This window comes from Arthrobacter sp. 05N425 (assembly GCF_056397125.1).
Genome location: NZ_JBFTMU010000002.1, coordinates 23,055 through 42,041, shown reverse-complemented (window position 1 = coordinate 42,041; position 18,987 = coordinate 23,055). Strand labels below are relative to the sequence as shown.

At 67.0% G+C, this 18,987-nt stretch carries 19 protein-coding genes, 1 tRNA gene and 1 riboswitch; of the genes, 9 read left to right on the top strand and 11 right to left on the bottom strand.

All coding sequences use genetic code 11. The features are described 5' to 3' along the window. Positions 1–7: 7 nt before the first annotated feature. Positions 8–640, bottom strand: coding sequence for an ECF transporter S component (locus AC1DGE_RS03415; RefSeq protein ID WP_476916911.1), 633 nt, complete (start codon positions 638–640; stop codon positions 8–10). 69 nt (positions 641–709) lie between these two features. After that, positions 710–853, bottom strand: a riboswitch (TPP riboswitch). Positions 854–999: 146 nt separating this feature from the next. On the opposite strand from AC1DGE_RS03415, the gene AC1DGE_RS03410 reads away from it, so the two are divergent. Then, on the top strand, positions 1,000–1,545 hold the full coding sequence (locus AC1DGE_RS03410; protein ID WP_441416577.1) for a heme-degrading domain-containing protein: 546 nt from the start codon (positions 1,000–1,002) through the stop codon (positions 1,543–1,545). 36 nt (positions 1,546–1,581) lie between these two features. Beyond that, positions 1,582–1,845, top strand: coding sequence for a DUF4235 domain-containing protein (locus AC1DGE_RS03405; protein WP_441416576.1), 264 nt, complete (start codon positions 1,582–1,584; stop codon positions 1,843–1,845). Between the two features lie 21 nt (positions 1,846–1,866). Here the strand turns inward: AC1DGE_RS03405 and mnhG are convergent, their stop codons facing one another. From mnhG to AC1DGE_RS03375, 6 genes are read right to left on the bottom strand one after another with little or no spacing between them, the layout of a single operon-like run. After that, complete coding sequence (gene mnhG, locus AC1DGE_RS03400) at positions 1,867–2,265, bottom strand: monovalent cation/H(+) antiporter subunit G (protein WP_441416575.1); 399 nt, start codon at positions 2,263–2,265, stop codon at positions 1,867–1,869. Next, the gene (locus tag AC1DGE_RS03395) at positions 2,255–2,533 is read right to left on the bottom strand and encodes an MrpF/PhaF family protein (RefSeq protein ID WP_175322314.1); all 279 of its coding nucleotides are present in this window, start codon (positions 2,531–2,533) and stop codon (positions 2,255–2,257) included. Before AC1DGE_RS03395 ends, mnhG begins: the two co-directional genes overlap by 11 nt. After that, positions 2,530–3,075, bottom strand: coding sequence for a Na+/H+ antiporter subunit E (locus tag AC1DGE_RS03390; protein WP_441416574.1), 546 nt, complete (start codon positions 3,073–3,075; stop codon positions 2,530–2,532). Before AC1DGE_RS03390 ends, AC1DGE_RS03395 begins: the two co-directional genes overlap by 4 nt. Continuing rightward, positions 3,072–4,685 carry a Na+/H+ antiporter subunit D gene (locus AC1DGE_RS03385; protein ID WP_476916910.1) on the bottom strand — a complete coding sequence of 538 codons (1,614 nt, stop codon included), beginning with the start codon at positions 4,683–4,685 and terminating at the stop codon, positions 3,072–3,074. Before AC1DGE_RS03385 ends, AC1DGE_RS03390 begins: the two co-directional genes overlap by 4 nt. After that, positions 4,682–5,248, bottom strand: coding sequence for a Na(+)/H(+) antiporter subunit C (locus AC1DGE_RS03380; protein ID WP_476916909.1), 567 nt, complete (start codon positions 5,246–5,248; stop codon positions 4,682–4,684). The genes AC1DGE_RS03385 and AC1DGE_RS03380 overlap by 4 nt, the downstream gene beginning before the upstream one ends. Next, positions 5,245–8,262, bottom strand: coding sequence for a Na+/H+ antiporter subunit A (locus AC1DGE_RS03375; RefSeq protein ID WP_476916908.1), 3,018 nt, complete (start codon positions 8,260–8,262; stop codon positions 5,245–5,247). The genes AC1DGE_RS03380 and AC1DGE_RS03375 overlap by 4 nt, the downstream gene beginning before the upstream one ends. Before the next feature lie 232 nt (positions 8,263–8,494). Here AC1DGE_RS03375 and AC1DGE_RS03370 point away from each other — a divergent pair, with 232 nt between their 5' ends. The 3 genes from AC1DGE_RS03370 to AC1DGE_RS03360 are packed head-to-tail and all read left to right on the top strand — an operon-like array spanning position 8,495 to position 11,619. After that, positions 8,495–9,895, top strand: a complete 1,401-nt coding sequence (locus tag AC1DGE_RS03370) for an MFS transporter (RefSeq protein ID WP_476916907.1) — start codon at positions 8,495–8,497, stop codon at positions 9,893–9,895. Positions 9,896–9,934: 39 nt separating this feature from the next. Continuing rightward, the gene (locus AC1DGE_RS03365) at positions 9,935–10,417 is read left to right on the top strand and encodes a cation:proton antiporter regulatory subunit (RefSeq protein ID WP_175322308.1); all 483 of its coding nucleotides are present in this window, start codon (positions 9,935–9,937) and stop codon (positions 10,415–10,417) included. 5 nt (positions 10,418–10,422) lie between these two features. Continuing rightward, entirely contained in the window at positions 10,423–11,619 is a 1,197-nt protein-coding gene (locus AC1DGE_RS03360; RefSeq protein ID WP_476909208.1) for a cation:proton antiporter, read from the top strand. A 16-nt stretch (positions 11,620–11,635) separates the two neighbouring features. On the opposite strand, the gene dcd is transcribed toward AC1DGE_RS03360, so the two are convergent. From dcd to AC1DGE_RS03345, 3 genes are all read right to left on the bottom strand, one after another. Continuing rightward, positions 11,636–12,211: a dCTP deaminase gene (gene dcd / locus AC1DGE_RS03355; RefSeq protein ID WP_441416567.1), complete on the bottom strand. Its 576-nt coding sequence runs from the start codon at positions 12,209–12,211 to the stop codon at positions 11,636–11,638. 66 nt (positions 12,212–12,277) lie between these two features. Beyond that, a complete protein-coding gene (locus tag AC1DGE_RS03350; RefSeq protein WP_441416566.1) occupies positions 12,278–12,721 on the bottom strand; it encodes an SRPBCC family protein in 444 nt (147 codons plus the stop codon). Between the two features lie 203 nt (positions 12,722–12,924). After that, positions 12,925–14,502 (bottom strand): sugar transferase, encoded by a 1,578-nt coding sequence (locus AC1DGE_RS03345; RefSeq protein ID WP_476909207.1) that lies wholly within the window; start codon positions 14,500–14,502, stop codon positions 12,925–12,927. 497 nt (positions 14,503–14,999) lie between these two features. Here AC1DGE_RS03345 and AC1DGE_RS03340 point away from each other — a divergent pair. The 3 genes from AC1DGE_RS03340 (at position 15,000) to AC1DGE_RS03330 (ending at position 16,485) form a co-directional block, all read left to right on the top strand. Further along, a tRNA-Gly gene (locus AC1DGE_RS03340) sits at positions 15,000–15,073 on the top strand. A 105-nt stretch (positions 15,074–15,178) separates the two neighbouring features. Further along, positions 15,179–15,328: a hypothetical protein gene (locus AC1DGE_RS03335; RefSeq protein WP_441416564.1), complete on the top strand. Its 150-nt coding sequence runs from the start codon at positions 15,179–15,181 to the stop codon at positions 15,326–15,328. Then, positions 15,325–16,485, top strand: coding sequence for a N(5)-(carboxyethyl)ornithine synthase (locus AC1DGE_RS03330; RefSeq protein WP_476916906.1), 1,161 nt, complete (start codon positions 15,325–15,327; stop codon positions 16,483–16,485). The genes AC1DGE_RS03335 and AC1DGE_RS03330 overlap by 4 nt, the downstream gene beginning before the upstream one ends. Positions 16,486–16,595: 110 nt before the next feature. Here the strand turns inward: AC1DGE_RS03330 and AC1DGE_RS03325 are convergent, their stop codons facing one another. After that, positions 16,596–17,960, bottom strand: a complete 1,365-nt coding sequence (locus tag AC1DGE_RS03325; protein ID WP_476916905.1) for an MFS transporter — start codon at positions 17,958–17,960, stop codon at positions 16,596–16,598. 160 nt (positions 17,961–18,120) lie between these two features. On the opposite strand from AC1DGE_RS03325, the gene AC1DGE_RS03320 reads away from it, so the two are divergent. Further along, complete coding sequence (locus AC1DGE_RS03320; protein WP_441416561.1) at positions 18,121–18,975, top strand: LysR substrate-binding domain-containing protein; 855 nt, start codon at positions 18,121–18,123, stop codon at positions 18,973–18,975. Positions 18,976–18,987: the final 12 nt, after the last annotated feature.

The following is an 18,987-nucleotide window of genomic DNA, read 5'->3' as shown; positions in this document are numbered from 1 at the left end:
GCGGGCATCAGGAGAAGACGGGTTCCGATGCCGCCTTGCGGGACCCGAACGAGGCCAGCACCCCGGTCTTGGCCAGGCCGCGGGTGGCGAGCCAGGACAGTCCCCCGGCAATCACCGCTCCGGAGATGGCGCAGAAGACGATGTAGGCGAGCTTGTCACCGGTTTCGTACGCGATGTTCCAGCCCCAGGGCAGGAAGGAGTCGTTCAGGCCGCAGAACAGGCCCGCACCGGCACCGGCCAGCAGGGACAGCGGAAGGTTGAACTTCTTGTACAGGAACGCGGCAAAGATGAGTTCGGCGCCCAGGCCCTGCAGGATGCCGGAGATCAGCACGGTGGTGCCGTACTGCGAGCCCATGATCAGCTCGCCGGTGGCGGCCACCGCTTCGCAGAACAGCGCCGCCCCGGGCTTGCGGATAACGAGCATGCCTAGCACCGCCGGGATCATCCAGCCGCCGGCGTAGAGCCCGGTCAGCGGCGGGTAGACCGCGTTGAGCGGGACGGAAACAAGGTTGGAACCCTGGGACCAGGCCCAGAAAATCACACCGCCGGCAACAGCGATCAACGCGGCCACCACAATGTCGACCACGCGCCAGCTGTATTTGCCGGTGGTCAGTGTCTGCTTCGCAGAAATGTCAGTCATATCGTCCTCCTGAGGTACAGGAGGGGAGGGTGCTCCGGCGGCACCGCGGCCTTAGCCACGGGTGCCGGGCACCCTGAGAACTCGACTCCCTTGCGCCGGTACTAACCGGATCAGGTTCGAGGGTCTGCGGCTGTCCGCACTCTCAGCGCCCACCTACGGTTACCTTGGATTTCTCCAGTGATGCCCGACGGCGGCGCTCCCCTGTCGTATCTAAATCGCCCTTGTGGGCTGGCTTAGTTTACACCCGGCGGCACTCCCAAGTGACTCGCAGTCGTTGTCGTTTTGAGGGCTCATAACGGCAACAACTGCGAGTCAGTTGGGCTTGCGCAGCGGCGGCCACCTAACGGAAGCTGAGTCCCATGACCGACGCACCAGTGCCTTCCCCCGAGTACGACCCGGACTCCGCGGAACCACAGCCGCCGGGATCCCTGGCCGCGCTCATCGGCCGCATCCTGGCCGAAATCGACGAACTGCAGTTCCGGTCCTTCAGCAAGGACGACGCGCTGGACCTGGGCCTCCTCCTGGTCCAACTCGGCCGCCAGCGCTCCTACCCGATCGCCATCGACATCAGCAAGGGCGATCAGGTCCTCTTCCACGCCGCACTGGAGGGYGCCACCCCGGACAATGAGCGCTGGATCAAGGCCAAACAGCGCACCGCGGTGCGGTATGAAGTCCCGTCGCTGCTGGTGGGCCTGCGGGCGCGCGCTGCCGGTCAGAGGATCGAGGACAACGCCTGGTTCGACCAGCGGGAGTTTGCAGCCCACGGCGGCTCGTTCCCCATCTACCTGCGCGGAACCGGGGTGGTAGGCACCGTCACGGTGTCGGGGCTGCCGCAGAAGGACGACCACGAGCTGGTGGTCGAGGCACTGACCGAAATCCTCGGCCGCCCGGGGACGCTAGGCTAGGGGAAGCCCTGTTTCCTCCCGCAAGGAGTACGAAGTATGAACATCTTCATCAAACTGCTTGGCACCGGCGTCAGCCTCCTCGCCGGCTTCGTCGGCACCAAGGTAGTCGACACCGTCTGGGAAAAGACCACCGGCAACAAGCCGCCCAAGGGCCACGACGACGACGTCCCCACCACCCTGCGCCAGGCCCTGACATTCGCCCTCATTTCGGCCTCGGTCAGCGCCATCATCCAGGTCCTCGCCAACCGCGGCACGCAGCGGGCAATCACCCGCTTCGCCAAGACCCAGGACCTGGTCTAAGCCATATCGCCGCCGGCGGCGTTACTCGTCGTCGTCGTCCGTGAATCCGCGCTTGCCGGCCGCCTGCTGCACCACGGCTTCCAGCTCGTCGGCGCTCAGCAGCTCGGGGTGCAGGTGCTTGGTGCGGTAGCCGGCGCGGCCAACCATGTGGGCGGAGACCGGCACTGTGAGCAGCTGGAAGATCCACGCGACCACCAGCACCGGCCACACCCACCAGGTGCGCAGCTGCAGCCCCACGGCGCAGAGCAGCAGGAAAAGCCCCAGCACCTGCGGCTTAGTCGCGGCGTGCATCCGGCTCATGAGGTCGGGGAACCGCAGCAGGCCGATGGCCGCGCCGAGGGACATCAGCGCCCCGACCACCATGAACACGGCCGAGACGGTGTCGATTACGGCGTCGGCGGAAATCGTGTCAGGACTCATTGGGCTGCTTCCTCCGGTCGGCAACGAATCGGGCCACCGTCACCGAACCGACAAAGCCGATGATCGAGATGGACACCAGCAGCATCAGGTTGTTCAGGTGCCGGTTCACGGCCATGTCGATGCACAGCGCCGCGCCTAGGATGGCCAGCAGCACGTCGGCGGCCAGCACCCGGTCCAGCAGCGAGGGCCCCCGCGCAATGCGGATGATCGCGCCGGCCGCGGCGAGCGACAGCACGACCGCGGTAATGGTCAAAACCAGCGGCATCATGCCCCGGCCTCCTGCTTCAGTGCGGACAGTTCGGCCCTGGTGCCCATGATCCGGATCAGCCCGGCCTCGGTGTCGCGGACCTCCTTGCGGAGCTTGGCCGCGTCCTCGGCGTCTCGGACGTTGATGCCGTGGATGTAGAGCGTGGACGTGGACCTGTCCACCTCCACCACCACGGACCCCGGGATCAGGGAGATGACGTGTCCCGTGGCGGTCACCAGCAGGTCTGAATGGCTGCGGAGCGGGACGGCTATGACGGCGCTGATCACCCGCGGACCACGGACCACGGCCAGGTACAGGACCTGGAAGCTGGCCGCCACGACCTTGGCCAGGAAGACCAGCGCGAACGGCACGGCGCGCAGCACGTTGAAGCGGCCCCCCAGTTCCACCGGCGGCAGGTAGAACAGCCGGGCCACCACCACCGCGATCAGGGCGCCGAAGAGCAGGTTTCCGGCGCTGAAGTCCTGCCACAGGGCACCCCAGACAATAACGAGCCAGACCAGCAGCGGCAGCTCCTGGCGCAGCGAGACCCTCTTCCGTGTCATTTGCCGCCCTCCTGCCGCATCGGCTGGGCGATTACCGGAACCGGCGCCTCGTCCCCAAGCACGGCCTGGATATAGGCGGACCGGTTCAGCATCTCCCCGGCGGACTGGTCCGCCACCCGGAAGAGCGGCCCGGCAAACACCGTCAGCGCCACCCCGAACAGCACCAGGCCCAGAGTGGAGCCCACCATGGTCCGCGGCAGCAGGGTCACGTTCTGCTGGCCCGCGCGGTGGCCGGTGGCCGCGTCGGCGGGGGGGGCGAGCAGCACGGGATCGGGGTGTTCGGCGTCCTCGGGCTTGCGCCAGAAGGCGCGGTTCCAGACGCGTGCGATGGCCAGCAGGGTCAGCAGGCTGGTCAGCACGCCGCCGGCCACGAGTGCGTAGGCCAGCGGGGTGCCGAGGGCGACGCCGGCCTGCAGGAGGCCCAGTTTGCCGAGGAATCCGGAGAACGGCGGGATCCCGGCCAGGTTCATGGCCGGCACGAAGAACAGCACCGCCAGCAGCGGCGAGAGCTTGGCCAGCCCGGCGATCCGGTCCACCGAGGAACTCCCGGCGCGGCGCTCGATCAGGCCGGTCACGAGGAACAGGCTCGTCTGGATGGTGATGTGGTGCGCCACGTAGAACACCGCGGCCCCCAGCCCCGCCACGGACGACATCGCCAGGCCGAACACCATGTAACCGATGTGGCTGACCAGGGTGAAGGAGAGCAGTCGCTTGATGTCGCTCTGCGCTAGGGCGCCCAGGATCCCCACCACCATGGTCAGCAGGGCAGCGACCATCAGCGGGGTGTTGAACGTGTCCCCCGGGAAGAGCAGGGTCTCGGTCCGGACCATGGCGTAGACCCCCACCTTGGTGAGCAGGCCGGCAAACACTGCGGTGACCGGGGCGGGGGCCGTCGGATACGAGTCCGGGAGCCAGAAACTCAGCGGGAACACGGCGGCCTTGATGCCGAACGCCACGAGCAGCAGCACGTGCAGCAGGTTCCGGGTGCCCTGGTCCAGATCCATCAGCTTGATGGCAAGGTCCGCCATGTTGATGGTTCCGGTGGCGCCGTAGATCATGGCGATCGCGATCAGGAACAGCACCGAGGAGACCACCGAGACCACCACGTACGTCACACCCGCGCGGATCCGCGGACCCGTCCCGCCCAGGGTCATCAGCACGTAGCTGGCGGTCAGCAGGATCTCGAAGCCCACGTAGAGGTTGAAGAGATCACCGGAGAGAAACGCGTTGGACACGCCCGCCACCAGGATCAGGTAGGTGGGGTGGAAGATCGAGACGGGCGCGTCGCGGTCGCCGTCGGCCATGCCCTGCCCGGTGGCGTAGACCAGCACGGCAAGGCTGACGGTCGAGGACACCACCAGCATGAGCGAGGAGAACTGGTCCACCACCATCACGATGCCCCAGGGCGGCAGCCAGCCGCCGATGTTGACCGCCGCCGTGCCGCCCTGCCAGACGGAGGCCAGCAGCAGGCATTCGAGCAGTAGCGTCAGCGAGAGGAGGGCAATGCTGACGGTCCGTTGCGCCCGTGGTTGCCGGATCAGCAGGAAGGTCAGGGCGGCCCCCAGGATGGGGAGGACGACGGCGAGCGGGGCAAAGCTTGCGATGTTCACTTGGTCCCTCCTTCCGGGCCGGGCGTGATGTTGCGGGATCCGGGTTGTTCCTCGGCGGCGGCGTCCATGGCCGGCATCCGGCGGGCGCCCGCCTGCACGGTCTCCGTCGGGTCGGGTCCCCCCGCAGCGTCCGTCGGATCGGCCGCCACGAGAGGGAACTCGGAGGTCTCCGCCGGGATGACGGCGTCGTCCTCGGCGTCGAAGCTGGGGGTCTCGGCCACCCGGCGGTCCTCGGCGTCGTCCTGGATTTCGTCCTGCCGGGCCAGCACCCAGGTGCGGTAGATGATGCCCAGCATGAAGGCCGTGACGGCGAAGGAGATCACGATCGAGGTCAGGATCAGCGCCTGCGGGAGCGGGTCGCTGTAGTCGCCGGCGGCCGAGTCTTTGTTGAACAGCGGTGCGAGGCCCGCATAGCCGCCAGTGGCCAGGATCAGCAGGTTGGTGGCGTTGGCCAGCAGCATCAGGCCCAGCAGGACCCGGGTGAGGCTGCGTTCCAGGATCAAATAGATGCCGCAGGCGTAGAGGGCTCCCATGACCGTCAGCAGGGTCAGATTGACGCTCATGCGCTCCCCTTGGCGGTGGTTTCGGCCGGGACGCCGTCGGCTTCCCGGTCGTCGGACGGCTCCGCGGGTTCTTCCGCGGGCTGTTCCTCGAAATGTTCGTCGATTTCCGCGCCGAGGCTGCGGAGCACGTCCAGCGCCAGGCCGACAACGACGATGTAGACGCCGATGTCGAAGATGGTGGAGGTGACGAACTTGATGTCGCCGAAGACCGGCAGCCAGAGTTCGATCACGGCACTTTGGAAGACCTGGCCGCCAAGCAGCAGCGGCGCGACGCCGGACGCCGCGGCCGTCGCGAGCCCGATCCCCAGCAGGGCGCCGGCGCTGACCGGGGTGGCCTCGCGCAGCTCGAAGCGGCCCCCGGCGAGGTAGCGGATGGTGAGGGCGAGCCCGGCCGTGAGCCCGCCGGCGAAACCGCCGCCGGGAAGGTTGTGTCCGGCGAGCAGCAGGTAGATGGAGAAGACGATCATCGAATGGAAGATCAGCCGGGTGACGACTTCAAAAATGATCGACCGCCGCTCCGGGGCCATGGTCCGTCCCGCCACTAGCCACGCGTCGCGAGTCGACGCGGCAAACCGCCGGCTCAAGGCCAGCGCCGCGTTGTCCCTGGTGTGGGCGGGCTGATGCGTCCGGCGGCCGACGGTTCCTTCCGCCACGGACGACGAGGGCCCGATGCGGTCGCCGCGGCCGCGGACGAAGATCAGGCTGGCGACCCCGGTGGCGGCGAGCGCCAGCACGGAGATCTCGCCGAAGGTGTCCCAGGCCCGGATGTCCACGAGGGTGACGTTGACGACGTTCAGTCCCCCGCCGCCCTCGTAGGCCAGGCGCGGGAACTCCAGCGAGACCGGAGTGGCGACCCGGGAGCTCAGGGCGTAGATCGCTACGAAGACCATGGTGAGGCCGAACGCCGCGCCGATGATCACCCGGGTCACCCGGTACTTACCGCCGGTGCGGTCCCGCAGCTCCGCCGGCAGGCTCCGCATGGCGAGGACGAAGGCCACCAGGATGATGGTTTCCACCAGCATCTGGGTCAGGGCCAGGTCCGGGGCGCCCTGGAGCGCGAACATCAAGGCGATGCCGTAGCCGGTGACCGACACCATCAGCACGGCCAGGAAGCGCTTGTTGGCCCGCACCGCGGCGAGTGCGCCGATCACGATGCCGGCGCCCGCGACGAGCTGCAGCGGCGAACCGGGGTCGATGAAGTACAGGCCGCCGGGTAGCGGCTTGTTGGCCAGCAGCATCGCCGTGAGCGGCAGGACGAAGGCCACCGTCAGGATGACGGCCAGGTAGAAGAAGAGCGAGCCTCGCTGGGTGCGGCCGGTGACCCAGACGGCGACGTCGTCGAGGGCGCCGATGGTGCGCTGGTAGCTGCGGTCGCCGTCGATCCAGCCGGGCACCAGCGCCTGCGCGCGGGAAACGGCGTTGCGTCCGTAGAACATCGCCAGTCCAAGGGCGAACGTGATCGCGGTCAGGCCCAGCGCCGGGGTGAACCCGTGCCACAGCGCGAGGTGCCCGGCGGCGTCGGGATCCACACCACCGGCTTCGGCGTGGCCGGCGAAGAGCGCCGCGTACGGCTGGATCCAGGCGTCCACCGGCGCAGGCCACACGCCGTAGAGGAGGGTCAGCAGGCTCAGCACGGCGGGGGCGGCAAGGAATGCCGGCTTGACGGCCTTGAAACGGGTGGCCGGCACGCCGGATTTGACCGCGAAGGCGCCCCACATGAAACGTGCGCTGTAGGCGAAGGTCAGGATGGAGCCCAGCACCAGGCCGACCAGGATAACCAAACCCCACGGCCCGGTCCCCGCGTGATGCACGAAGGCCTCGAAGACGGATTCCTTCGCCACGAAACCTGCCAGCGGCGGCACTCCGGCCATCGACGCGGCACCGATCGCAGCCACCACGGCCAGGGCGCGGGAGGACCGGTAAACCCCGGAGAGCTTGCGGATGTCGCGGGTCCCCGCCTGGTGGTCGATGATGCCGACCACGAGGAACAGCGTGGCCTTGAAGAGGCCGTGGGCCAGCAGCAGGGCGAGGCCGGCGAGCGCCGCATCGGGCTTGCCGAGCCCCACCACCATGGTCAGGAAGCCGAGCTGGCTGACCGTGCCGTAGGCGAGGATGAGCTTGATGTCCGTCTGGCGCAGGGCCCGGTAACCGCCCACCAGCATGGTGGCCAGGCCGAGGCCCAGCACCAGCGGGAGCCAGTACGCCGTCTCGGCGAACCCGGGGGCAAGCCGCGCCACGAGGTAGATGCCCGCCTTCACCATGGCGGCGGCGTGCAGGTACGCGCTCACCGGCGTCGGCGCGGCCATCGCCCCGGGGAGCCAGAAGTGGAACGGGACCAGCGCGGACTTGGTGATCGCGCCCACAAGGACCAGCACGACGGCGGCCGCCACGGCGGCCGCGGCCGGTCCCGTCACCAGCTCGGGCGCCATCTGCAGGATGGTCGAGATCCGGTAGGTACCCGCGGTTGAGCCCAGCATGATCAGGCCCACCAGCATGGCCAGGCCGCCTGCAGTGGTCACCACCAACGCCTGCAGCGCCGAGCGACGGGCCGACAACCTCGTGCGGGCGTAGCCGATCAGCAGGTAGGACAGGACCGTGGTGAGTTCCCAGAAAATAAACATCAGGAGCAGGTCGTCGGCGGTGACCAGGCCGAACATGGCCCCGGCAAACGCCAGCAGTTGGGCTCCGAAGCCGCCGAGATGGCTGTCCTTGTCCTTGAAGTACCGGGCACAGTAGACCAGGACCAGCGCACCGACACCCAGGACCAGCAGGGACATGACCCAGGCCAGGGCATCCATCCGGAACGCCAGCTCCAGCCGGAGGTCCGGAATCCACGGGAGGGTCACCGCGGTGGACCCGGCGTATGAATACACCGCGCCGTGCTGGAGGAGCAGCCAGACGAACGAGCCTGCGGGCACCGCGGCCAGCGCGAAGAACGCGTTCCTGCCCAGCCTGCGGAAGAGGAACGGCGCCACAGCAGCCACCGCGAAGTGCACGGCAAGGACTGTGATCACTGGTATCTCCGCAACGTCAGGAATTCGATTGTCAAAAAGTTGGAGCAGGCGGGGCAATTGGTTAGGTTCGGTGCGGCTAGTTTACCAAGCGTGCACAAATTGTTTTTACGGTGACGTGCGCGGAGGACGCCAGCCATTGGGGCCGCGGTTCCACCGACCCGGCAACGAAGACCCGGCGTTGCCTAGCCGTTTCTCCGCCGGCGGTCCGCCGCGGACGGCTAACATTCAGGCTATGAACTCCGCCACCGCCTCCGAGGCCATGCGTCCGGCCTCGGAACTCGAGTCCGGCAGCCATGCCACCGGCAAGGGCCAGGTCGTGGCCTGGGCCGCCTGGGACTGGGGCTCCGCGGCCTTCAATGCGGTCATGACCACCTTCGTCTTCACCGTCTACCTGACCTCCAAGGCCTTCGGCGGCGAAGACGAAGCCTCGGCGGTCCTCGGCTCCGCCCTGGCCATCGCCGGGGCGGCCATCGCCCTGCTGGCCCCGGTCACCGGCCAGCGTTCGGACAGCGGAGGCCGCCGCAAGCTGTGGCTGGGGGTCAACACGGCCGCCGTCGCGCTCCTGACGGGGCTCTGCTTCTTTGTCTTCCCGCGTCCCGAATTCCTGCTTCTCGGGGTGACCCTGATCGCGCTTGGCAACGTGTTCTTCGAATTCGCCGGCGTCAATTACAACGCCATGCTCGCCCAGATCTCCACGCCCGCGAACATCGGCAAGATCAGCGGCTTCGGCTGGGCCTCTGGCTACCTCGGCGGCATTGTCGCGTTGCTGATCGTGCTCCAGCTCTTCGTCCAGCCCAGCTTCGAGTGGTTCGGGGCATCCACCGAGGAGAGCCTGAACATCCGTCTTGTGGCGGTGTTCTCCGCGCTCTGGTTCCTGGTCTTCGCGATTCCGGTGATGCTCGCAGTCCCGGAAGTGCCCAAGGCCCGGCAGTCCGGTCTGGGGTTCTTCGCCTCCTACAGCCTGCTCGTGCGCCGCATCCGCGCCATCTACCGGACAAGCCCGCACACCATTTACTTCCTGCTGGCCAGCGCCATCTTCCGCGACGGGCTGGCCGCGGTGTTCACCTTTGGCGGGATCATCGCCGCCGGCACTTTCGGCTTCGAACTCAAGCAGGTCATCTTCTTCGCCATCTTCGGCAACGTTGTGGCCGCGGTTGGCGCGCTGCTGGGCGGTTTGCTGGACGACCGGGTAGGGCCCAAGGCGGTCATCATCGGTTCGCTGATCGGCCTGCTGATCGCGGGCAGCGTGCTCCTGGCGCTGGGGAACGGGAACTATTCCTTCTTCGGCATGGACTGGGCCGGAAGCACGACGTTCTGGGTGTTCGGCCTGTTCCTGTGCCTCTTCGTGGGTCCGGCCCAGTCCTCGTCCCGCGCCTACCTGGCCCGGCTCGCGCCGCACGGTGAATCGGGCGAACTCTTCGGCCTCTACGCCACCACCGGCCGGGCCGTCAGCTTCCTGGCGCCGGCGCTCTTCACCCTGTGCATCGCGGTCGCGACGCCCCTGGTTGCGCCCGGCGAAGCGCAGCGGTGGGGCATCCTCGGCATCATGGTGGTCCTGCTGGCCGGGCTGCTGGTGATGCTGCCCGTCAAGCCGCCGGGCAGGACGGAAATCGCCGTCGTGCCGGGGGCCTGAACCCGCCCCAAAACTCCGCCGGGACACTAGGCTGGAGGCATGAACGTGGATGAGACAGACCTTCCCGGCCTGGGCCGGCGCAAGGACTTCATGACCGCCTCGGGACGCCGGATCGGCGTCGTCGAGTACCGCGAAGGCCAGACCGAGCTGATCGTCTCGACCTGGGACGACCCGGACACCTGCCAGGCCTCCATCCCGCTGACCGCCGACGAGGCCGCCGCCCTCGGCAACCTTCTGGGCGGACAGCGCCTTGCCATGCAGCTGTCCGAAGCGCACCGGGAGGTCCCCGGGATCGTCACCCGGCAGTTCTCCATCGCCGCGGATTCCCCCTTCCAGAACCAGCCCATGGGCAAAGCCTGCATCCGGACCCGCAGCGGCGCCTCGATCGTGGCCATCATGCGCGAGGGCGAAGTCCTCCCCTCGCCGGGCCCCGACGTCGTCCTGCACCCCGGCGACCTCCTCGTCGCCGTCGGCACGCAAGAAGGCCTGGACACGGCAGCCAGCATCCTGCGCAACGGATAAGCGGCATGGATCCGCTCGCCCTGACCCTCATCGAACTGGGGGCCGTCGTGTTCTGTCTTGGCCTGCTGGCCAGACTGGCCGGGCGGATCGGCATGTCCCCCATTCCGCTTTACCTCGTCGGCGGCCTGTTCTTCGGGGCAGGCGGTCTGGTCAAGCTGGAAGGGATGCACGAGTTCGCCCATCTCTCCAGTGAGATCGGCGTCATCCTCCTTCTGCTTATGCTCGGGTTGGAATATACGGCGGCCGAGCTGGTGACAGGCCTGCGGCGGTCCTGGCAGGCCGGCGTCCTGGACCTGGTGCTGAACTTCCTGCCGGGGGCGGGCCTGGCACTGCTCCTGGGCTGGGGGCTGGTGGGGGCGATGGTGATGGGCGGTGTCACTTACATTTCCTCGTCCGGGATCGCCGCGAAAGTCATCACGGACCTCGGCCGGATCGGTAACCGCGAGACACCCGTGATCCTGTCCATCCTGGTCTTCGAGGACCTGGCCATGGCCGTCTACCTGCCAATCCTGACGGCCACGCTCGCCGGAGTCAGTTTCCTGGTGGGGCTGCAGACGGTGGGGATCTCCCTCGCCGTCGTCACCCTGGTGCTGGTGGTCGCCTTGCGGCACGGCCACCACGTGTCCAAGGCCGTCCACAGCGAAAACTCCGAGGTGTTCCTGCTCAACCTGCTAGGGGCCGCGCTGTTGGTCGCGGGACTGGCCGCCGCCATGCAGGTCTCCGCCGCCGTCGGCGCCTTCATGCTCGGGATCGCGATCTCCGGAGCCACCGCGCACAGCGCCACACGGATCCTTGAACCCCTGCGCGACCTATTCGCCGCGATCTTCTTCGTGGTCTTTGGCCTCAACACGGACCCGACGTCCATCCCGCCCGTGCTTGGCTGGGCCCTGGTCCTGGCCGTCCTGACGGCGGCCACCAAGATGATCACCGGAATCTGGGCAGCCAAGCGGGCCGGCATCGCCCTGCCGGGCCGCTTCCGTGCCGGGGCGGCCCTGATCGCCCGCGGAGAATTCTCCATCGTGATCGCCGGGCTCGCGGTGGCTTCCGGCGTGGTGCCCAGGGAGCTCGCTGCCCTGGCCACCGCCTATGTGTTGATCATGGCCGTGATGGGTCCGCTGGCTGCCCGCTTCGTGGAGCCGATCGTGCGGACGCTGCGCCGCCCGGCCAGGCGCACTGCCCTCCCGGTCCGGCCCGCCGGCTAGGACCCTTCCGGGCCGCCTAGATCTCGGTGCGGTGGAAGTTCAGGTGGCTGCGGCTTGCCGTCGGGCCGCGCTGGCCCTGATAGCGGTTGCCATACTCGCCGGAACCATACGGGTGTTCGGCGGCCGAGGACAGCCGGAAGAAGCAGAGCTGCCCGATTTTCATGCCCGGCCAGAGCTTGATCGGCAGGGTGGCCATGTTGGAGAGCTCCAGTGTGACGTGTCCGGAAAATCCGGGGTCGATGAACCCCGCCGTCGAATGCGTCAGCAGGCCAAGGCGGCCCAGCGAGGACTTACCCTCGAGCCGCGCCGCAATATCGTCCGGCAGCGTGACGGTCTCGTAGGTGGAGCCCAGCACGAACTCGCCCGGGTGCAGGATGAACGGCTCGCCCGCGTCAACCTCCACCAGGCGGGTCAGCTCGGGCTGGTCCTCGGCAGGGTCAATATGCGCGTACTTGTGGTTATCGAAAAGCCGGAAAAAGCGGTCAATCCGCACGTCCACCGACGACGGTTGAACCATGTCAGGGTCGAACGGCTCCAGCACAATCCGCTGGGAGTCGATTTCGGTACGAATGTCGCGGTCAGAGATCAGCACAGGATCAAAAATACCCCAGTAATTGCCGGCTGGTCCGCGTGGGGCAAGTGTTACTCCCGTGAGGCCCTATGCGGCGGCCCGCTGGTGCTCCAGCACGGCCTTGAGCCGCTCGAGCTGCGCGACCTGCGCCTTCATGGCCCGGCGCACCCTTGGATACATCAGTACCCCGGCGCCGGGCGGCCGGTACCGGAGGGCGAAGCGGACGCGGGTGCTGCCGCCCTCTGTGCTCAGGTAGTAGCCGCCGTGCGGACGCGCCGGTCCGGCAATGACCTGGAACTGGATCTCGGCTCCGGGCCGGGTCGCGGTGAGTTCGAAGTCGGCAACCGCCGGCCGCCCCGTGCCGGCAAAGACCGGGCGGTAGACCGCCCCCATCGATCCCGCTGCGCCGGAAATGAGTTCAACACCGCTGATCCCGTCCCGCCAGGACGCCAGGTTCCGGGGATCCAGCAGGAAGTTGTAAACGCTCATCGCGTCGCGTTGGATCACGACTTCGTACTCGGCAAAGGCCACGGAAATCCTCGTTCGGCGGACGGCTAATGGACGTAGCCCGTTCCCCGGAGACTGCAGCTAACCCCTTCAGGGTACCCAGCAGGGCCCGGCACACCACCCCTGCGCGGCAGGCCTTTACCGAAGAGTTACCGACGGAGTTGGTGTCCGGGCATCACGGTGGGGCCGGTCCCGGCTGCGTAGCCGATGCGAAAAGTCATCGCCCCTCAGTACGCGCCGACGGGGCTGCGCATGGCCCTGAAAGTCCTCCACATGATGATGAGGTCGCCGGTGAGGGACCAGTTCTCCACGTAGTACAGATCCAACCGGACGCTCTCCTCCCACGGAAGAGTGGAACGGCCATTAACCTGCCACAGTCCGGTGATTCCAGGCTTGATGAGCAGCCGGCGGTTGGTGAACTTCTCATACCGTTCAACTTCCGATGGCAGCGGCGGCCGAGGGCCGACCAAGCTCATCTCACCGGTCAGTACGTTCCAGAACTGCGGGAGCTCATCCAAGGAGTACTTGCGCATCCAGCGTCCGCACCTGGTGACCCGCGGATCGTTCCGGATTTTGAACAGCAGTCCGGATCCTTCGTTGAGTTCCCGCACGGACTCCAGGTCCTTTTCGGCGGTTTGGACCATCGATCGGAACTTCAGCATGTAGAAAGGCTCGCCGTTTCTGCCTGCCCTCAACTGGCGGAAGAAGATGGGGCCGGCGCTGTCCCGCTTGACGATGATGGCGAGAACCAGCATGAGCGGCGACAGCACCAGCAATGCCAGCGACGCGACGGCGATGTCGATGACGCGCTTGAGAACGTGCTTGCCGCCCGCATATTGGGGAAGCTCGACGTGCACGAGCGGCAATCCATCAACCGGACGCCAGTGGATTCGCGGACCGGCAACGTTGGTGAGGGTGGAAGCCAGGACGAGTTCCGTCGCCGTCGCCTCCAGCTTCCATCCCAGCTCCCGGATGTACTTGCTGCCACCGGGTACCCGTCCCGCGACGATGACCGCGTCCGCGCCCGCGACTTCTACCATCCTCGACACGTCCGCCAGGGTGGACACCACCGGGATCCGGTACCAAGGCGACCGGAGCTCGGTGGACTTCTCCAGGGTCGGCAACCCCACGCCGGAAATTTCGTAGCCGGCGGTAGGGTTCTTTTCGATCTGGTTGATGACGTACTCGACGTCGCTCCGGTCTCCGATCACTATCACCCGCGACAGGTACTTGCCTTCCGCCCTCTTGCGGTTCAACCACCGGCGCCAGAGCCAGCGGTTGCCGGTAAGCAGCAGGAGCCCCAGGGGCAACGCCACAGCGAAGTAGCCGCGAACCACTTCAAAGCGGAAGAAAACCATCGCAATGGCCAGGGCGCCGAACAGCTTGAGCGTGGCCTGTGCAACTCTCTTGTATTCGGCTCCGCCGACGCCAAACGTCCGGCAATCGCGGGTGTGGTAAATCTCGAGCGAAGCGATCCAGGCAACAAGGAGCAGTGTGGAGACCACCAGATATTTCGCTTCAAATTCCGCCCCGGCCGAGGTTGTTGCCTCGGAGCCGAACCTGAACACGTAGGCCGACGCCACCGCGACGGCAATGGCTGCCCCGTCGGTGATTCGAAGGCGGTTGGCGAAGTTCCTCCACCGAAGTGAGACCGCCCTCCTGGAGGCCGCCATGTCAATCCGGGATTCGTCGTCCCACACCGAGTGCTGCGGCCTCGCCGAAGCCAACTTGCGCTGCGGGATGCTCGCTGGGGCGGCCAACCGGGCCGCTGCGTGCAAAGGCCGGCGGTGTTTGAGTTCGCTCATGACCGCCGCCGCGCGGAGCCGGAAGCCTCTTCAGCCCTTTGAGCGGGGGGCTGGACATTGTCAAAGCCAGAGCCCCGCCATTTGCCTATATCCAATAGTCGGACAACAGGAACAGGGATAAGCGCTCCACGAACCATGATGAGACCTTCTAGCGACTAGGGGTTGGCTGCGATCTCCCCTAGTCAAGTGGATGGTCTTTGGGGGCACACGAGTGTGGGCTACCTCTTTTTGCCTTCTGACCACGCGACAGTGGAGGCAGGTATACGCGCATCTGAGATGGGTCTACCCGTTGAAATTCGAGTCCGTCCTGAATTGGCAAAGCGAGGTGTCCGCCGGACGCGAAGGGGAGGCCGGAGATCCGGTCTTCCAGGGGAGAAGCCCTCGGCTCCTCGCAGAATGGCCCCGGTGTGGCTGTTCCAAGTGGGCTTCAGACTGCGGTAGTGTAAATCTCGTTGTTTTCGCCGGGATTATTGGCCAGATTATTGGCCAGTCCCACTGCGGCTGTAGCTCAATGGTAGAGCGCTAGCTTCCCAAGCTTGATACGCGGGTTCGATTCCCGTCAGCCGCTCCAGTTCGTCCACCGCTCCGCGCCCGCACCACTGCACCGGAGTCGGTTAGGTAGCTACCTGTATCGTCAGGAGTCAGGAACCTCTTCGGTTCCGCTACAGGAGCAATCATGGCTGACAAGTCCCCCCGTCAAGCAGCATCCAAGAAGTCCGGCAAGTCCATCAAGGAAAAGCGCGCTGACAAGAGGGCCGCCGCGGCGCCGCCCAGCTCCCTCGACAAAGTGACCGCCGCCAAGACGGCGAGCCCCAAAAAGAAGTGACCGGTTCCCCGAACCACCTCACCCTCGGTGTCCTGGCCACCACACGCAAGCCGGACGAACGCCGCCTTCCCATCCATCCCCGGCACTTTGAACGCATTGCCCCGGAGCTCAGGCAGCAACTGATCCTGGAAGAAGGCTACGGCGAGCGCTTTGGCGTTTCGGACGCCCACTTGGCCGGTCTCGTGGGCGGCATCATGCCGCGGGCGCAGCTGTTGGCCGAGGCCGACGTCGTACTGCTGCCCAAGCCGCAGCCGGAGGACCTCGCCGAATTGCGCGACGGGCAGGTCCTCTGGGGCTGGCCGCACTGCGTCCAGGATGCGGCGATCACCCAGCTGGCGATCGACAAGAAGCTCACGCTCATCGCGTTTGAGGCGATGAACCACTGGGCCAGCGACGGCGGCTTCGGCCTGCACGTCTTCCATAAGAACAACGAGTTGGCTGGCTACTGCTCGGTGCTGCATGCCCTGGCCCTGACCGGCACCACGGGGGACTACGGCCGCCGGCTGAGCGCCGTCGTAATCGGTTTCGGCGCCACCGCCCGCGGCGCCGTGACGGCCCTCAACGCCCACGGCGTCCACGACGTGCAGGTGCTGACCAACCGCGGAGTCGCCGCGGTGGGTTCACCCATCCACTCGGTGCGGATCGCGCAGTTCGACCACGACAATGAGGCGCCGTTCCTGAGCGAAGTCATCACCGAACGGGGCCGGGTGCCGCTGGCGCCCTTCCTCGCGGAGAGCGACATCGTGGTCAACTGCACCCTGCAGGACCCGAACGCTCCGCTGACCTACCTGCGCACCGAAGACCTGGACGCTTTCCGGCCGGGCAGCCTGATCGTGGACGTGTCCTGCGACGAAGGCATGGGCTTCAGTTGGGCGAAAACCACCACCTTCACCGAGCCCATGTTTACGGTAGGCGACCACATCGACTACTACGCGGTGGACCACAGCCCGTCCTACCTCTGGAACTCGGCCAGTTCCGAGATCAGCGAGGCGCTGCTGCCGTTCCTGGAGACTGTGCTCGCCGGGCCCGCAGCCTGGGACAGCAACGAAACCATCCGCCGCGCGATTGAAATCCGCGACGGCGTGGTGCTCAACCCGGATGTGCTGGAGTTCCAGCAGCGGCAGTCGGGGTACCCGCACCTGCCCGTGGCCGGCTAGCAGCTTCGCGCCGCACCCGGTTTTCTGCTCCGTTTCCGGACAGCCGCTACGCCGATCCGCGTAGCGGCTGTCCGTTTTCGGCGCGAAAAGTCGTAGCCGGCGCGGAAAGCTTAGGCCGGGACGATCCGGAGCAGGCGCCGCCGGTCCTTCAGGTCCACCTTGAGCGTCAGCTCGCCACGCCGGGCCAGCACGACGGCGACCACCGCGGCCGCCAGCGCGGGCACGCCGCCGGAAACCAGGATCGCCGTGCGGGGATCCAGGTGCTCTGCCAGCCATCCCATCAGCGGGCCGCCGATCGCCTGCCCGCCGATCAGCACCATGATGTACAGGCTCATGACCCGGCCGCGGATTCCCATGTTGGCGCTGACCTGGACGAGCTGGTTGGCCGCGGTGAGGAACATCAGGCACCAGAAGCCGGCCAGCACCATGGCCGCGCCGAACCACTCCTTCGAGGGTGCCGCGGCGGCCAGGCAGAGCATCAGCCCGTACATTCCTGCCCCCAGCATGACCGAGCGCAGCCGGAGCTGCCGGCGCCGGGCGGATGTGATGGCCCCGGCCAGGGCCCCGAGTGCCACCAAAGAGTTGAGCAGCCCGTAGCCGCCCGCACCGGCGTGGTACACGTGGTCGGCGAAGGCCGCCAGCAGCACGGGCAGGCTCATCGCGAACACCGCGACGAAGGCCGCCATAAGCCAGGGCCAGTAGATCGTGGGCTTGGCCAGGGCGTAGCGCAGCCCCTCTTTGAGCATGCCCTTCCGTTTGGCGGCCGGCAGCGTGAGGTGCAGCTCGTCCCTGCGCAGGACCAGGAGCATCGTCAGCGTGGAACAGCACGCCACCGCATTGGCGGCGAACGCCCAGCCGGCCCCCACCGCGCTGAGCAGGACCCCCGCAACGGCCGGGCCGATCAATCCCCCGAGCTGGAAGATGGTGGAGTTCACGCTGATGGCGTTCCGCAGATACGCCGGGCCCACGAGTTCGTTGACGAAGACCTGCCGCGCCGGCTGGTCCAGCACCGTGACCAGACCCAGGACCAGCGCGATCGTGTAGACGTGCCAGACCTCGATCCGCTGCGTCAGGGCCAGGCTTGCGAGGGTTGCCGCCAGGACCGCGGCCGCGCACTGGCACAGCACCAGGATTTTCCGCTTGGCGAAGCGGTCGGCCATCATGCCGCCCCAGGGGCCCAGAAGAAGCGAGGGCAGGAACTGCAGGGCCACGGTGACGCCGACGGCGGTGACGGAACCGGAGAGCTGGAGCACGAGCCAGTCCTGGGCGATCCGTTGCATCCACAGGGCGACCACCGCGATGAAGTGCCCGATCGCGAAAATCCGGAAGTTGCGGACCTTGAGTGAAATGAAGGTGTGCCGCCACGGCAGCCGCTCACTGACGACGCCGACCGGCTGGGTGACAGGTGGCAGCGAGAGCTGCGCGGGGTGGTCATGCTGGGAATCGGCGGCCTGGAGAGGCGGAGGGGGTGGCACGGAAGATCCTCAGGGGAACGGGGCCTACGGGGGTTGGCTTAACGCTAAGCTAGCCGCAATCGATAATGGAAGGCTATTCCGCGCATAACTAGCATCACGAAACGCAATGGACTGGGGGCGATGGTGGACCGAGCAAGAGACGCACTGACCGGGAGGCCGCATGTTTGAACCCGCCCAGCTCCGCTCCTTCCTGGCGGTGGCCGAGACGCTGAGCTTCACGAGGGCGGCAGAACGCCTCGGGCTGGCGCAGCCGACCGTCAGCCAGCACGTCAGGAAACTGGAGGCCGCGGCCAGGCGCACCCTGATAGCCCGCGATACCCGCGATGTGCGCCTGACGGACAACGGCGACGCCATGGCCGGCTTCGCGCGCAGCATCCTTGCCGCCCACGATTCCGCCGCCCGCTACTTCTCCGGATCGGCCATGCGCGGCCGGCTGCGCTTCGGCACAGCGGACGACCTGGCGATCACCGGGCTCCCCCGGATCCTGCGCGAGTTCCGCCAGATCTACCCACAGATCAACCTCGAACTCACGGTGGGCCAAAGCGACCAGCTCTACAAACGGCTCAATGCCGGCCAGCTGGACCTCGTCTTCGTCAAGTGGGTGGCCGGGGCCAAGGACGGCACCGTGGTGCAGCAGGACTCCTTCTCCTGGGTGGGGCTGGAGCAAACTGTCCTGGACCCGGGCAATCCGGTGCCGCTGATCGCCTACCCCGCGCCCAGCCTGAGCAGGAAGCTGGCCATCGACGCCCTCGAAGCCACCGGCCGGACCTGGCGCATCACCTGCACCACCCGGCAGATCAGCGGCGTGCTCGCCGCCGTCCGGGCAGGCATCGGCGTCGCCGTGATGCCGTCCTCTCTGGTTCCGGAGGACCTGAAAATCATCACCCGGCGTTTCGACCTGCCGCCCGTCGGCGACGTCGACTTCACCCTGATTCGCAACCCGCTGGCCAACACGGAGGTCATTGAAGCGCTCACCCAGACCATTGTTGGCCGGGCCCTCAACCGCTCCACCTAGCTCGCCTACCCG